At 69.8% G+C, this 15,130-nt stretch carries 12 protein-coding genes; 6 read left to right on the top strand and 6 right to left on the bottom strand.

Annotation, left to right across the window (positions count from 1 at the left end; translation table 11 throughout):
• Positions 1 to 288 precede the first annotated feature (288 nt).
• The gene (gene cysD / locus J2Y70_RS06195) at positions 289 to 1,197 is read right to left on the bottom strand and encodes a sulfate adenylyltransferase subunit CysD (protein WP_309914654.1); all 909 of its coding nucleotides are present in this window, start codon (positions 1,195 to 1,197) and stop codon (positions 289 to 291) included.
• Between the two features lie 204 nt (positions 1,198 to 1,401).
• Here cysD and J2Y70_RS06190 point away from each other — a divergent pair, with 204 nt between their 5' ends.
• From J2Y70_RS06190 to J2Y70_RS06180, 3 genes are all read left to right on the top strand, one after another.
• Positions 1,402 to 3,273, top strand: a complete 1,872-nt coding sequence (locus J2Y70_RS06190; RefSeq protein ID WP_309914651.1) for an assimilatory sulfite reductase (NADPH) flavoprotein subunit — start codon at positions 1,402 to 1,404, stop codon at positions 3,271 to 3,273.
• Between the two features lie 117 nt (positions 3,274 to 3,390).
• Complete coding sequence (cysI, locus tag J2Y70_RS06185; RefSeq protein WP_309914734.1) at positions 3,391 to 5,127, top strand: assimilatory sulfite reductase (NADPH) hemoprotein subunit; 1,737 nt, start codon at positions 3,391 to 3,393, stop codon at positions 5,125 to 5,127.
• A complete protein-coding gene (locus J2Y70_RS06180; protein ID WP_263395500.1) occupies positions 5,124 to 5,864 on the top strand; it encodes a phosphoadenylyl-sulfate reductase in 741 nt (246 codons plus the stop codon). Before cysI ends, J2Y70_RS06180 begins: the two co-directional genes overlap by 4 nt.
• Positions 5,865 to 6,615: 751 nt before the next feature.
• Here J2Y70_RS06180 and J2Y70_RS06175 read toward each other — a convergent pair.
• From J2Y70_RS06175 to J2Y70_RS06165, 3 genes are all read right to left on the bottom strand, one after another.
• Positions 6,616 to 8,118 (bottom strand): PepSY domain-containing protein, encoded by a 1,503-nt coding sequence (locus tag J2Y70_RS06175; RefSeq protein WP_309914647.1) that lies wholly within the window; start codon positions 8,116 to 8,118, stop codon positions 6,616 to 6,618.
• A complete protein-coding gene (locus tag J2Y70_RS06170; RefSeq protein ID WP_309914643.1) occupies positions 8,118 to 10,178 on the bottom strand; it encodes a TonB-dependent receptor in 2,061 nt (686 codons plus the stop codon). The genes J2Y70_RS06175 and J2Y70_RS06170 overlap by 1 nt, the downstream gene beginning before the upstream one ends.
• Positions 10,179 to 10,247: 69 nt before the next feature.
• Positions 10,248 to 10,658, bottom strand: coding sequence for a DUF2946 family protein (locus tag J2Y70_RS06165; RefSeq protein WP_309914641.1), 411 nt, complete (start codon positions 10,656 to 10,658; stop codon positions 10,248 to 10,250).
• A 325-nt stretch (positions 10,659 to 10,983) separates the two neighbouring features.
• Between J2Y70_RS06165 and J2Y70_RS06160 the strand changes: the two genes are divergently transcribed.
• Genes J2Y70_RS06160 through arsH form a run of 3 tightly spaced genes read left to right on the top strand, consistent with a single transcriptional unit; the run spans position 10,984 to position 12,482 of the window.
• The gene (locus tag J2Y70_RS06160; RefSeq protein ID WP_309914638.1) at positions 10,984 to 11,319 is read left to right on the top strand and encodes a helix-turn-helix domain-containing protein; all 336 of its coding nucleotides are present in this window, start codon (positions 10,984 to 10,986) and stop codon (positions 11,317 to 11,319) included.
• Between the two features lie 28 nt (positions 11,320 to 11,347).
• Positions 11,348 to 11,773, top strand: a complete 426-nt coding sequence (gene arsC, locus J2Y70_RS06155) for an arsenate reductase (glutaredoxin) (protein WP_263395504.1) — start codon at positions 11,348 to 11,350, stop codon at positions 11,771 to 11,773.
• Entirely contained in the window at positions 11,763 to 12,482 is a 720-nt protein-coding gene (gene arsH / locus J2Y70_RS06150) for an arsenical resistance protein ArsH (protein ID WP_369011076.1), read from the top strand. The genes arsC and arsH overlap by 11 nt, the downstream gene beginning before the upstream one ends.
• Before the next feature lie 164 nt (positions 12,483 to 12,646).
• On the opposite strand, the gene J2Y70_RS06145 is transcribed toward arsH, so the two are convergent.
• Positions 12,647 to 13,234, bottom strand: coding sequence for a phospholipid scramblase-related protein (locus tag J2Y70_RS06145; RefSeq protein ID WP_309914632.1), 588 nt, complete (start codon positions 13,232 to 13,234; stop codon positions 12,647 to 12,649).
• Between the two features lie 854 nt (positions 13,235 to 14,088).
• Positions 14,089 to 15,072, bottom strand: coding sequence for a LysR family transcriptional regulator (locus J2Y70_RS06140; RefSeq protein WP_179566748.1), 984 nt, complete (start codon positions 15,070 to 15,072; stop codon positions 14,089 to 14,091).
• Positions 15,073 to 15,130 lie beyond the last annotated feature (58 nt).

The raw sequence follows: 15,130 nt of genomic DNA, 5'->3' as shown, positions 1-15,130 counted from the left end.
GGCCGGTCCTCCGCCGGCCCCCCTCCTCGGGCCCCGCGGCGTGGCCGCCGCTGCCGTTGGTTCTCCCGCGCCCGTGGGTTTTGTGTGGGGGGTTTGGGGGGGGGGGGGGGGGGGCGCCCCCCCCCCCCCCCCGGGACTCGGGACTCGGGACTCGGGACTCGGACGATTCCGCGAACTGAGAGTCCGCGCCGGACGCAGACAGTCGCCCAACGGCCGAATCTGGGGTCTCAAGTTCCGGTGCTTTTTCGAGTCCCGAGTCCCGAGTCCCGAGTCCCGCATGAATAGCCATCAGAAATACCCCTCCAGCTTCTTCTTCTCCATCGACGCGCCCGGATCCTGATCGATCACCCGCCCCTGCCGCTCCGACGAGGTCGCCAGCAGCATCTCGGCGATGATCTTCTCCAGCGTGTCGGCCTGCGATTCGATCGCGCCGGTTAGCGGGTAGCAGCCCAGGGTGCGGAAACGCACGTGCCGCAACTGCGGCACTTCGCCCTCGCGCAGCGGCAGCCGCGCGTCGTCGACCAGGATCAGCGCGCCGTCGCGCTCCACCACCGGGCGCTCGGCCGCGAAATACAGCGGCACCACCGGAATCGACTCGCGGTAGATGTACAGCCAGATGTCCAGTTCGGTCCAGTTGGACAGCGGGAACACGCGCACGCTCTCGCCGGCATGGACCCGGGCGTTGTACAGGTTCCACAGTTCCGGGCGCTGGTTCTTCGGGTCCCAGCGATGCTTGTCGTTGCGGAACGAGAACACCCGCTCCTTGGCCCGCGCCTTCTCCTCGTCGCGGCGCGCGCCGCCGATCGCCGCGTCGAACCTGCCCTGGTCCAGCGCCTGCTTCAGGCCCTGGGTCTTCATCACGTCGGTATGCACGGTGGCGCCGTGGGTGAACGGGCCGATGTCCTGGGCGATGCCGTCGGGATTGATGTGCACCCGCAGGTCCACCCCGGTCTCGGCGGCGCGGCGGTCGCGGAACGCGATCATCTCGCGGAACTTCCAGCGCGTGTCCACGTGCAGCAGCGGGATCGGCGGCGGCGCCGGCGCGAACGCCTTCAGCAGCAGGTGCAGCAGCACCGAGCTGTCCTTGCCGACCGAATACAGCAACACCGGATTGCGGAACTCGGCCGCCACCTCGCGCAGGATGTGGATGCTTTCGGCCTCGAGCCGGTCGAGGTGGGACAGGGCGGAAGACTGCATCGGGGACAACGCGAGGCTCTTTGGAAAGGGATGTGCCGAGGGTAGCAGCGCCCGCGGCGCCTGGGGCGACCGGGGCCGGCAGTGTGTGATGCGCCAGGCGGGCACTGAAATAAGCGGGGGGCATAAGCCGATAACCCCTGCTCCTTTCTGCGCTGCGCAACGGATCCCTAACATCGGTCATCCCTTCTTCCCACTGGACCGGTCATGACCGCCGCCTCGCCCGCGTTGCCGCCCAGCCCCTTGCCCGACGAGCGCAAGGCGCTGCTGGCGCGGACGGTGGAGGGGCTGGATGCGGCCAGCCTGTGGTGGCTGTCCGGCTATGCCGCCGGCCTGGCCCAGGGCCAGGGCCATGCGCCGCCGTCGCTGGCGGTGCTGCCGGGCGGTGCGGCGGCCGGCCAGGGCGCGCAGCGGCTGAGCGTGGTCTACGGCAGCCAGACCGGCAATGCCCGCCGCGCCGCCGAACAGCTGGCCGCCGAAGCCGAAGCGGCCGGGCTGACGGTGCGGGTGCTGCGCGCCGATGCCTACCCGACCCGCGAACTGGCCAACGAGCGTTTGCTGTACGTGGTCATCAGCACCCAGGGCGAAGGCGATCCGCCGGACGATGCGATCGGCCTGGTCGAGTTCCTGCAGGGCCGGCGCGCGCCCAAGCTGCCCGAGCTGAAGTACGCGGTGCTGGGCCTGGGCGATTCCAGCTACGCCGACTTCTGCGGCATCGGCAAGCGCATCGATGCGCGCCTGGCCGAACTCGGCGCGCAGCGGGTGGTCCCGCTGGGCGAGGCCGACTTGGACATCGACACCGTGGCGACGCCGTGGCGCACGCAGGCGCTGGCGCAGGCGCGCGAATTGCTGAAGAGCGCGGCCGCGCCGTCGGCGACGGTGACCCCGCTGCGCGGCGCCGCCAGCGCCAGTTGGAGCCACGCGCGCCCGTTCGCCGCCGAGGTGCTGGCCAACCAGCGCATCAGCGGCCGCGATTTCAAGGGCCCGCGCTATGCCGCGCATGGCGACGCCGACAAGGACGTGCGCCACCTGGAGCTGTCGCTGGCCGGCAGCGGCCTGCACTACGAGCCCGGCGACGCGCTGGGCATCCGCCACCGCAACCCGCCGGCGCTGGTCGAGGCGGTCTTGACGGCGACGCGACTGGACGGTCATGCGCACGTCACCGTCGATGCGGAAACTCTGCCCCTGCACGAGTGGCTCGCCGCGCATCGCGAACTGACCCGGGCATCGCGGCCGTTCCTGGCCGCGGTCGCCCGTCGCTCAGCCGCGCCGGCGCTGGACCAGCTGCTCGACCCTACCCAGACCGCCGGTCTGGCGGCGTTGCTGGACGATCACCAGGTGATCGACGTGCTGCGACGCTGGCCGGCGGATTGGGACCACAGCGCGCTGCTCGACGCGCTGCGGCCGCTGGCCCCGCGTCTGTATTCGATCGCCTCCAGCCGCAAGCGGGTCGGCGAGGAAGTCCACCTCACCGTCGACGTGCTGGCCTACCAGGCGCACGGCCACGCCCATGGCGGCGCGGCCAGCGGCCATCTCGCCGCCCTGGCCGAAGGCGACAGCGCCGCGGTCTACATCGAACCCAACGAACGCTTCCGGGTGCCCGCCGACGGCAGCCGCGACATCCTGATGATCGGCCCCGGCACCGGCGTCGCCCCGTTCCGCGGTTTCGTCCAGGAACGCGCCGAGAGCGGCGCCGGCGGCCGCAACTGGCTGTTCTTCGGCGCCCGCCACTTCAACCAGGACTTCCTGTACCAGGCCGAGTGGCAGCAGGCGCTGCGCAGCGGCGAACTGCAGCGGCTGGACCTGGCGTTCTCGCGCGACGTGCAGCCGCTGCGCGACGGCAACCTGCCGCACAAGGTCTACGTGCAGCAACGCCTGCACGAACACGGCCGTGACGTCTACGACTGGCTGCAGAACGGCGCGCACCTGTACGTGTGCGGCGCGATCGGCATGGGCAAGGACGTGCACGCCACGCTGCAGCAGATCGTGGTCGAACACGGCGCGCACAGCGCCGAAGACGCCGCGGCCTATCTCACCTCGCTGCAGCGGGAGGGGCGGTATGCGCGCGATGTCTATTGAGGCTGTGATTGGGGATTCGGGATTGGGGATTCGCAAGAGCGCATTTCTGGAGTGTTGCGATCTCCTGCCGTGCTCACCTGTCGGTCCGCTTTGCCAATCCCGAATCACCAATCCCGAATCCCAGCTGCCATGAGCCACTCCGTCGAAGACATCAAAGCCGAAAGCCGCCGCCTGCGCGGGTCGCTGCTGCAGAGCCTGGCCGATCCGGTGACCGGTGCGCTGCGCGAGGACGATCAGACGCTGATCAAGTACCACGGCAGCTATCAGCAGGACGATCGCGACCTGCGCGACGAGCGGCGCCGGCAGAAGCTCGAACCGGCCTACCAGTTCATGATCCGCACGCGCACGCCGGGCGGAGTGATCACCCCGGAACAGTGGCTCAAGCTCGACGCCATCGCCACCACCTACGGCAACCATTCGCTGCGCGTCACCACGCGCCAGGCGTTCCAGTTCCACGGCGTGATCAAGCGCGAGCTCAAGGCGACGATGCAGGCGATCAACGCCGCGCTGATCGACACGCTGGCGGCGTGCGGCGACGTCAACCGCAACGTGCAGGTCGCCGCCAACCCGCTGGCCTCGCGTGCACACGCCACGCTGTACGCCGACGCGGCGCGGGTGTCCGAGCACCTGCTGCCCAACACCCGCGCCTACTACGAGATTTGGCTGGACGAGGAGCAGGTGGCCGGCAGCGGCCGCGAAGACGAACCGGTGTATGGCGACACCTACCTGCCGCGCAAGTTCAAGATCGGCTTCGCGCTGCCGCCGATCAACGACGTGGACGTGTTCGCCAACGATCTTGGCTTCATCGGCGTGGCCGGCGCCGACGGCGAACTGGCCGGTTACAACGTCAGCATCGGCGGCGGCATGGGTGCGACCCATGGCGACGCCGAGACCTACCCGCGGGTGGCCAACGTGATCGGCTTCATCGCACGCGACCAGCTGCTCGACGTCGCCACCGCCGTGGTCACCACCCAGCGCGACCTCGGCAACCGCACCGTGCGCAAGCGCGCGCGCTTCAAGTACACCATCGACGACCATGGCCTGGATGTCGTGGTCGCCGAGATCCAGCGCCGCGCCGGCATCGTGCTGCAGCCGACCCGCGCGTTTTCCTTCGCGCACAACGGCGACCGCTACGGCTGGAGCGAAGGCGAGGACGGCCGCGCGCACCTGACCCTGTCGCTGCCGGCCGGGCGCATCGCCGACCATGACGCCGGCGCGCGCCACCTCAGCGGCCTGCGCGAGATCGCCGAACTGCTGCAGCGCGACGGCGATGGCGCGCATTTCCGCATGACCTCCAACCAGAACCTGGTCATCGCGGGCATTCCCGCCGCGCAGCGCGAGGCGGTCGACACCCTGGTGCGCGCGCATGCGCTGGACGCCGGCAACCAGGCGCGCACCGCGCTGGCGCGCGCGGCGATGGCCTGCGTGGCGCTGCCGACCTGCGGCCTGGCGATGGCCGAGGCCGAGCGCTACCTGCCCGACCTCGCCGGCAAGCTGGAGCCGTTGCTGGACCGGCATGGATTGCGCGAGGCGCCGATCCTGCTGCGCATCTCCGGTTGCCCGAACGGCTGCTCGCGGCCGTACCTGGCCGAAATCGCGCTGGTCGGCAAGGCGCCCGGCCGCTACAACCTGATGCTCGGCGCCGACCACCGCGGCCAGCGCCTGAACACGCTGTACCGCGAGAACATCACCGAGCCGGAAATCCTCGACGCGCTGGACCCGCTGTTCGCGCGCTATGCCGGCGAACGCGACGCCGACGAAGGCTTCGGCGATTTCCTGCACCGCAGCGGCCTGGTCGACCTGCCCGCCTATCCCACCCACCGCCATCTCATTCCTTCGGAACTGCACGCATGAGCGCCCTGCCCGCCTCCGCCCCACACGACTCCGCCAACGCCCCGGCGACGGCATGGGACCTCGACGCGGTCAACGCGCTGCTGGCGCCGATGACCGCGGTGCAGCGCGTGGCCTGGGCGCTCGAACACGGCCCGGCCGAGGCCGCGCTGTCGTCGAGCTTCGGCGCGCAATCGGCGGCGACGCTGCATCTGCTGACCCAGCAGTTGCCGGAGATCCCGGTGATCCTGATCGACACCGGCTACCTGTTCGCCGAGACCTACCGCTTCGCCGACGCGCTCAGCGACCGGCTCAAGCTCAACCTCAAGGTGTACCGGCCGCTGGTCAGCCGCGCCTGGATGGAGGCGCGCCACGGCCGCCTGTGGGAACAGGGCATGGTCGGCATCGAGCAGTACAACAACCTGCGCAAGGTCGAGCCGATGCGCCGCGCGCTGGACGAACTGAAGGTCGGCACCTGGTTCACCGGCCTGCGCCGCAGCCAGTCCGACAGCCGCGCGCAAACCCCGTTCGTGCAGAAGCGCGGCGAGCGCTACAAGATCAACCCGATCGCCGACTGGAGCGACCGCGACCTGTGGCAGTACATGCAGCAGCACGGCCTGCCCTACCACCCGCTGTGGGAGGAAGGCTACGTGTCGATCGGCGACTTCCACACCACCCGCCGCTGGGAACCGGGCATGCGCGAGGAAGACACCCGCTTCTTCGGCCTCAAGCGCGAGTGCGGCATCCACGAGGATGTCTGAGTCTGTGTGGCGACGCATGCCGCGGGGCCTCACAGGCCACCGCACGCCCCTGTAGGAGCGACTTCAGTCGCGACGAACGAAGCGATAGACCGTCCGGCTTCGAATGCCGTCGGAACTGAAGTCCCCTCACGTGCACCAGCCGGTCTACTCGCAGCGCTTTGTAGCAGCGGTTTCAACCGCGACGAACGGAGCGGCGAGCCTTCCAGCTTCGGATAGATACGGTCGGGACTGAAGTCCCTCCTACAGTGAACCCAGCAGGCGCCTCGCACAGCGTCCTGTAGGAGCGGTCTCAACCGCGACGAACGGAGCGGTGAACCTTCCGGCTTCGGATAGATACGGTCGGGACTGAAGTCCCTCCTACACTGCACCCAGCAGGCGCCTCGCGTAGCCCTCCTGTAGGAGCGGCTTCAGCCGCGACGAACGGAGCGGCGAACCTTCCGGTTTCGGATAGGTATGGTCGGGACTGAAGTCCCTCCTACAGTGCACCCAGCAGGCGCCTCGCGCAGCTGCCTGTAGGAGCGGCTTCAGCCGCGACGAACGGAGCGGCGAGCCTTCCGGCTTCGGGATGCCGTCGGGACTGAAGTATCTCCCGCAGTGCACCCGATGAGCCGACCGCGAGCCCCCTGTGGGAGCGACTTCAGTCGCGACGAGCGGAACGAGGAACCTCCCGGACTCGGATGTCATTGAGACCGATGTCTTCCACAGCACCACCAGTGAGCTGACCGTATCCGTGCGTCCAAACAGCACCACTTCACTCCCGCCGCAGCACCAGCAACCAATCCAGCGCCAGCATCAACAACAACGACACCCCCACCAGCGGGAACAGCACGCCGCCGATCGCCAGCAGCGCGAGCACGCCGCGCAAGGTGCGCCGGTCCGCCGGCAGCGGCGGCACGCCCAACCCGCCGGCCGGCCGCCGCTTCCACCACATCAGTGCGGCGCTGCCGCACAACAGCAAGATGCCCAGGCACGAGGCGATCAGCAGCAACTGGTTGACGGTGCCGTACTGCTGCCCCAGGTGCACGTTGATGCCCCATTCCAAGGTCTTGGCCAGCGGCCCGTAGTCGGCGTAGCGCATGTCCAGCAGCACCTTGCCGCTGTACTGATCGAGATGGATCACCCGCTGCTGCGCCAGGTCAGATGGATACACCGACGCGGTGTACACGCCGCGCGCACCGCGCGGCAGCGCCACGCCGTAGCCGGCGGCGATACCGCGCGCCTGGAACCGCGCTACCGCCGCGTCCAGGCCGATCGCACCGGGCTGCAGCGCCATCGCATCCATCGCATCCATCGCCATGGCGCCGTGCGCGGCATGCTCCGTGTTCCCCGCATGCTCTGCATGCGCACCGTTGCCGTTGTCCGCTACGTCTGATGCAGAACGCGCATCCTCCGCCGCCGGCATCGGCATCGGCATCGCGGCCTGCGGCAGCTGCGACTGCGGCAAGCGCGCCTGGCGCAGCGACCAGGCCGGCACCTCTGCATCGCTCAGGCGCTGCGTGGACATCGGCAGGTCCACGCGCAGGCCGGCCGGATAGCCGTAGTGATGGCCATTGGCAAGGCGGTTGACCTGCGCGCCCCAGAACCACGACCACGGCATGCCGGTCAGCGCAAGGAACAGCAGCATCGCTCCGACCACGCTGCCGGTCAGCGCATGCGTATCGCGCCAGAACACTCGCTGCGGCGGCCGTCCGCGCACCGTCGTGACGCCGCCGCGGCGGCCGCGCGGCCACCACAGGTACACGCCGGTCAGCACCAGCAGGATCGCCCAGCCGGCCGTCACTTCGATCAGCGCGCTGGCCCACGGCCCGACCAGGGCGAGGCTGTGCAGGCGCCGGATCGTCCATGCCACCGTGCCGTGCTCGGGCAGGCTGCCCAGCACGCGCGCGCGGTACGGATCCACGTACACCACCAGCCGGCGGCCATCGGCGGTGCCCACCGTCACCTCCGCCGATGCGTCGCGGCGCAGCGGCGTGGTGTAGCGCAACGCCTGTCCCGGCTGCGCCGCCAGCGCCGCATCGAGCAGCCGCTGCGGCGCGACGGCCCGGGCCTGCGCCGGCACCTGCACCGTCTTCAGCGCACGATGGAAGTAGCCGTCGATCGGCTGCTGGTAGACGAAGGCGGCGCCGGTCAGCGCCAGCCAGGCCAGCAGCGGCAGCACCAGCAGGCCGGCGTAGAAATGCCAGCGCCACACCGCGCGGTAGAAACGCGCCGGCGCCGCCGCGGTCGGGTTGGGCGCGGCCATCGGCGTGGCCATCACCAACCCCAGCCGAGGCTGGCGTACAGCGCGCGGCCGTCGCCCGGCGAGTAGCCGGACGAACCGCTGTCGTACCAGGCGTAGACGTAGCGGCGGTCGGTCAGGTTCTTCAACTGAAGCGACAGTTCGCGTTGCGCGCGCCACGCCCAGGTCGCGCCGACGTTGGCCAGCGCGTAGCCGCCGTAGCGGCCCAACGTGTTGCTGCGCTCGACGTAATAGTTGCCTTGCGCATTGCCCCAGGCCGACAGTTTCAGCCGCGGCGTGGCCTGCCAGTCGACGCCGGCACTGGCCAGATAGCGCGGCACGTTCTCGATCTCCTTGCCGCGCGTCGCCGGTGCGCTCGGATCGGGCGTGACGATGCGCGCGCGCTGCCGCGAATACGCCAGCCACAGCGTCCAGCGTGCGTCCGCGCGCAGGTTGAGCTGCGCATCCCAGCCGCGGCGCAAGGTCTTGCCGACGTTGCCGACCTCGCCGCTGCCGACCGTGCCATCGACGCCGAGGATGGTCGCCACCTCGTCGGACGCGCGCTGCTCCCAGTACGCGATGCGCGCATCCAGCCGCCTGGCGTCGGCGAACTTCAGTCCGGCCTCCCAGCCGTCGTTGTACGACGGCGCCAGGTTGCCCGGCTGGCTGCGGTAGGCACCGTTGCCGCTGCCGATCTGGAACGTGCGGCCGATGTTGGCATAGGCGCTGGTCTGCGCAGTCAGCGTAAACACCGCACTGAGCTTGGGCTGCCTGATCGTGCCGTAGGCGTAGGCTGGGTAGCGCACGCCGCCGAGCCAATCGCGGAAACTGCCGTCGATCCGATCCACGCGATAGGCCGGCACCAGCTGCAAGCGCTCGAACGGGCGGATCACCGCCTGCACGTAGGCGCCGCGCGTGTCCAGATCGAAATCCCAATCGCGCAGCGGCGCGGAGCGTGCCCGCGCCACGGTGCGATAGCGCTGCGAGGCGTTGTCCTGCCATTGCCCGTCGATGCCGCCTTCCAGCGCGAACGCCGTCGCCCCGTCCACCTCGGGGCGCCAGGTCGCCTTGGCCAGGAAACCGCGCTGGGTCTCGTCGGTATCGCGCTCCTGCTGCGCGCCGGCGGCGGTGAAGCGCACCCAGCGCTGGTTCTGGTAGCGATTCCAGTACAGCTTGGCGCTGCCCTGCACGGCATCGGCCAGTTGCGCGTCCAGATGCAGGCTCACCTGCCCGGTCTGGCGTTCGCTGCGGTCGTCGCGCGCATAGTCCGGCGAACTGCGCGGCGCGCGTTGCGCGCTGGCGTCGTCCAGATAGCCCGCTTCCAGCGCTTGGTTGCGGTAGTAGCGCGCACTGAGCCCGGCGCGCCAGGCGGCGTCCGGCGCGGTGTAGAACCACTTGCCGGCGAAGGCGCGTTTGCGCGCGTCGGCATGCGCGCGATAGCCATCGCTGTCGCGCCAGGCGGCGAAGTAGTTCTGGCTCCAGTTACCGCGCTCGATGCCCTGGCTGGCCTGCACCTCGCGCGTGCCGAAGCTGCCGGCGGTGACGCTGGCGCGGCCGTCGTTGCCGCCGCTGCGGGTCAGCACATCGACGCTGCCGGCGATGGCGTTCAATCCGTAGCGCGGATCGTTGGTGCCGCGCACGATCTCGATCGCGGCGATATCCAGCGGAAACACCGCGTCCAGGTACGGCATGCCGCCGGCATTGTCGTTGCTGGGCACGCCGTCGATCAGCAGCTTGACCGCGTTGACCCGGCCTTCGCCGTTGAAGCCGCGGAACGAGAAGCGGCCGGCATCGGTGCCCATCTTGAACTGGGTGACCTGCACGCCGGGCGCGCGCATCAGCAGCTCCCAGCTGTAGTCCACGTGCTGGTCCTGCAGCAGGTCGCCGCCGAGGATGTCCACCGAACTCAGGACGCTGCGCGCGGCCGGCGCGGACAGGGGCTGGGCGGTGACCTGGACCTTGCCCAGGGTCAGCGCGGAATCGCCGGGGGGAAGTTGCACGCCGCTATCGGCCGCGCGTGTCGGCGCGGTCGCGCTGGCCGCCAGACACACGCAGCTGTACGCCGCCATCCGCGGCAGGGAAAAGAAACGGATCATCGATGGCTCCATCAGCACGAAGACGTACCGCGGCGATGCCGCGGCACGAAAGAACAGCCAACTCGTGGTTCAGGAGAACAGAGGCGGTCCGCGCGCGGCGTGAGCGCGCCAGGGCGCGGCCTTCACGATCCGTATGCTGCGCGACGCGGCCGGCAGGCGCGGCCGCAGCCAGGGCAGCAGCACCAGCAACAACGCCACCCACGGCAGCAGCCGCGCCGCGAGCAGGCAGTAATCGCAGGCCTGCTCGTGCGACATGCCGCCGTCGTCGTGCGCGCCTGCGTGCGACGCCACCATTGCGATCGGCAGCGAGGGCGATGCCTGTAATCCGCGGCTGCTGCACAGCGCCCCGGCGCCCGCGTCGGTCCAGGCACTGGACCGTGCCTGCTGCCAGCGGCTCAACAGCGGCGCGGTCAGCATCAGCACGATCGCCAGCGTGGCGAGCAGTGCCCAGAACGATAGCGGCTGGCGGCGACGGATCACCGCGGCAGTCTAGTCGGCCACTCGCACGATGCCAACGCGACATAAGCGCGCAGCGCATGTTCGCTGGGCGGCCTGGGCAACGTTCGCAGCACAGTCGAGTTGCATTGCGGCGTCCAGCAGGGAAAGCATTGATGTAGCGGCGAAGACGAACAGCTGCCGACCTGGTGACGCGCCGTGTCGGCTGCCCGACCAGATCATGGTCGGCGCAGAGTTGAGGACGTGCCGCTGGTACCGCTTTCCGACATCACGCCGTCCCGGCATGCATGGCGCCCTCTCCTGGCAATCCAGCTTGCCCCATTTCGTAATTTCTGGAATTATCGAAACGATGGACACCGACAGCACCGTTTCCGCCTTGCGCGCCCTGGCCCACGCGCACCGCCTGGCCGCCTACCGCGCATTGGTCCAGGCCGGCCCGGACGGCATGGCGGTGGGCGAACTGCGCGCCGCGTTGGGGCTGGCGCCGGCCACGCTGACCGCGCATCTGCATGTGCTGCGCGGCGCCAGCCTGATCGGCGACGAACGCCAGGGCCGGGTGATCCGGCTGCGCGCCGACTATGCGCGCATGTACGCGCTGATCGGGTTCCTGACCGAGAACTGCTGCGGCAACGGCGAATGCAGCCTCCCCGATGCTGCCCCGCCCGCCGCGGCGCACAGGCCGTAACGCCCCATTCCCTAACGTCCGAGTCCCGATGAACCCGATCACGATCTACCACAACCCCGCCTGCGGCACCTCGCGCAACGTCCTGGGACTGATCCGCAACAGCGGCGCCGAACCGACCGTGGTCGAATACCTGAAGACCCCGCCCGACCGCGCCACCTTGCAGGCGCTGATCGCGGCGATGGGCATTCCGTTGCGCGAGGCGATCCGGCAGAAGGGCACGCCCTACGCCGAGCTGGGCCTGGACGACCCGGCGCTGAGCGACGACGCGCTGCTGGACGCGATGCTGCAGCATCCGATCCTGATCAACCGGCCGATCGTGGTCACGCCGCTGGGCACGCGCCTGTGCCGGCCATCGGAGATGGTGCTGGAGATCCTGCCGTCGCCGCAGCGCGGCGCCTTCGCCAAGGAAGACGGCGCAGCGCTGATCGATGCGGACGGCCATCGTGTCGGTTGACCTGTCCGACCTGCCGAACCTGGACCCGGCCGCCTTCGTGCGCCCGGATCCGTCGGCGCCGACAGCCGCGCGCGCCGCGCACCCGCCGCGCATCCTGCTGTTGTACGGCTCGCTGCGCGAGCGTTCCTACAGCAAGTTGCTGGCGCTGGAAGCGGCGCGGCTGCTGCAGGCGATGGGCGCGGAAACCCGGCTGTTCGACCCGGCCGGGCTGCCGCTGCCCGACGCCGCGCCCGACAGCGACGCCAAGGTGCAGGAACTGCGCGAACTGACGCTGTGGAGCGAAGGCATGGTGTGGTCTTCGCCGGAACGGCATGGCGCGATGAGCGGCGTGCTTAAGGCGCAGATCGACTGGATTCCGCTCAGCCAGGGCGCACGCCGCCCCACCCAGGGCAAGACCCTGGCGCTGATGCAGGTCTCCGGCGGCTCGCAGTCGTTCAACGCGCTCAACCAGATGCGCGTGCTCGGCCGCTGGATGCGCATGCTGACCATCCCGAACCAATCGTCGGTGGCCAAGGCCTGGCAGGAATTCGACACGCCCGGACGGATGCGGCCGTCGGCGTACTACGACCGCGTGGTCGACGTGATGGAGGAGCTGGTCAAGTTCACCCTGCTCACCCGCGACCTGGCCCCGCACCTGGTCGACCGCTACAGCGAGCGTTTGCCCACGCCCGAAACGCTGGCGGCAGCGTCCGGCGCTGCGCCGGCCTGAGGCACGGTGGCGCGCGGTAGCGATTCAAGCGCGTCTCGGCGTGTGCCGCACCGCCGAGACAGTGTCTGCAACGCTGACGCCCAGCCCGATGCCGCTGGCGGCACGGCGAGCGGCCTGGGCGAAGTCGCCGCGCGCACCGACAGCGCACGCGCGGCGAACGGCGCTTATTCCTTCAGCACCATGTCGATGCACAGCACCGCGGCCATGATCAGGACGCGCACGTCGTCCTCGGCCGGCACCGCGTTCTCGATCGCCAGCATGTAGTTGTCGGCCGAGGTGAACAGCTCCTTGCCCAGCCCGGCCCACTTCTTGGACACGCGCGCCAGTTCCCGCTCGCCCTGCACGAAGCGGAAGTCCCAGCTGGTCCACTTGCCGCGCAGCGTGCACACCAGCTTCTCGCGCGCGTCGAGCACGTCGAACTTGCCGCCGATGGAGAAGAACTTCTGGCTGAAGGAACCGACCAGGCGATCGTGCTCGTCCAGCACCTCGACCTTGGACAGCAACAGCGAGAAACCGCGCTTGACCGTCAGCACCTTGTGCCCGTCAGGGGTGCGCACTTCCACGTGGAACGGGGTCATCCGCTTGTAGTCGGTGAAACGGAAGATCTTGGTGAAGATGCCCAGGTTCGGCTCGCGGCATTCGAGCACCTTCTGGTTGCTCTGCGGGTCGAGCACGTCGTAGTTGTTGGCGGCCTTGAACATGCCGACCTGTTCCTTGACGAAGAACAGGTTCTGCTGGAGGACGGGATGCATGGACTTCCTTGGGTTGAGAAAAAAGAACGCAGCGCGTCGAAGCCGACGGCATGCGGCGATAGGCGATAAGGGGGTGTGAGATCAGGCGTTCGCGGCAGGCAACGGCGGCGGCTGGCGCGTCGCACCGGACTGCGGGCAACGCCGGCGGAAGATCTGCAGCGCCTGCGCGTGCGCGGCCTGCAGCGGCACCTGCAGCACTACCGATTGCGATGGGCCACGCGACGCGCAACTCGCGTTGCAATCACGGCGATCGCCGACGCGCGTACCGCCGAACAGCACGGTCGCGCCACAACATGCACAAGCTGCCATCCTTCCCCCCTGGTGATCGGCATCGGACGCGCGCCTGGCCATGCCGGCGCCGCGCCGCTCGTCCTTGATCTCGGCCCGTCGCGGCTGCCGTCGGACGTGGCGAACACGCCGGCACGCATCATAGGCGGCGGCCCGGACCGCGGCAACGCGCGAACCGCCGCGCTGGCGCTTCGGCGCCGATGGCCAGGCGACTGGGCTGGCCGGGCCTGGGGGGCCGTACCACCGCGAGGTGCATGGCGCGTCAGCGATGCGCCCGGCCTGCCCGCGGCGACCCTTCGCGCAACGGCCGTGGCGCGGCGTTCGGCGCCGTTGCGCATTTCTGCGCCAGTGCCTGAAAAGCCTGCTGGCGGAACGCGGCCAACCGCACCTGCAGTTCCAGTCCGGAGTAGCTCGCCTCCAGCTCAGGCAACTCCCGCAGGCGCCTCGCCAGCGTCCCGGCATCGGCATCCAGTCGCTGTGCCGAGGCTGCGCAACGGCCCCTGCGCATGCGCAACAGGCACGCGCCGCAGCGCGCCGCCGCCGGCCAGCACGGATCCGCGCCGGACTCAGCTGGTGATGGTCTGGGTCAACTCTTCCCAGGTCGGCGGCGTCGGCCAATCCGGTTCCTGGTTGCCTTCCATGACCCGGCGCAGGTCGCGGGTGTCGATCTGCGGCGCCAGCACGTGCACCAGTTCCAGCGCGTAGTCGCGCAGCACGCGGTCGCGCGGCAGCACCGCCCAGGCGATGCATTCGGGGATTTCCGGCGGCGCCGGCCACGCGCGCAGGTCGGTATCGCCGGCATGCACCGCCATCTCCGCGAGCAGGCCGACGCCGAGACCGGCGCGCACATAGGTCTTGATCAGGTCCGCGTCGAGCGCGGTCAGGGCGATGCTCGGCTCCAGGCCGAGCCGGGCGAAGGCGCGCTGCAGCGAGGAGCCGGAACGGGTCGAGGATTCGTAGCTGATCAGCGGCTGCACCGCCAGCGCGGCCATGTCCGGCACCCGCTTGGGCACGTCCAGCGCATGCCCGCGCGGCACCAGCACCAGCCGCCGCCAGCGGTACAGCGGCACTGCGATGCCGGCGCCCGGCTCGCTGCCGGCGGTGCTGACGATGGCGATGTCGGCGTCGCCCTGGCTGAGCAGGTCCAGCGCCGCGCTCTCGGCCGCCTGCTGCAGGTGCACGCTGACCTGCGGATAGGCCTGCTTGATCTGCGCCACCGCCGGCGGCAGCACGAAGCGCGCCTGGGTGTGGGTGGTGGTCAGGGTCAGCTGGCCCTGGCTCTCGCGGCGCTGGTTGGCGGCGTAGGTGCGGATGTTGTTGGCCTCGGCCAGCACCGCGCGGGCGCGCTCGATCACTTCGCGGCCGGCCGGCGTCACCGTCTCCAGGCTGCGGCCCTTGCGCACAAACAGCAGGAAGCCCAGCTCGTCCTCCAACTGCTTGAGCTGCTTGGACAGCCCCGGCTGGGTCGCATGCACGCGCGCCGCCGCCAGGGTGATGTTGAGATCGGCGTCGGCGATGGCGACGAGGTAGCGGAGTTGGGTCAGCGTCATCGAAAGCGTGGGCGAGGCGCCGCCTGGCGGGAGCAGCCACGACTGTAGTGGAAATGGT

This window comes from Xanthomonas sp. 1678, from assembly GCF_031455575.1.
In the GTDB taxonomy this organism is placed as follows: Bacteria; Pseudomonadota; Gammaproteobacteria; order Xanthomonadales; family Xanthomonadaceae; genus Xanthomonas_A.
Note: the sequence above shows the minus strand (reverse complement) of the source record. Positions and strands in the feature narration are given on the sequence as shown.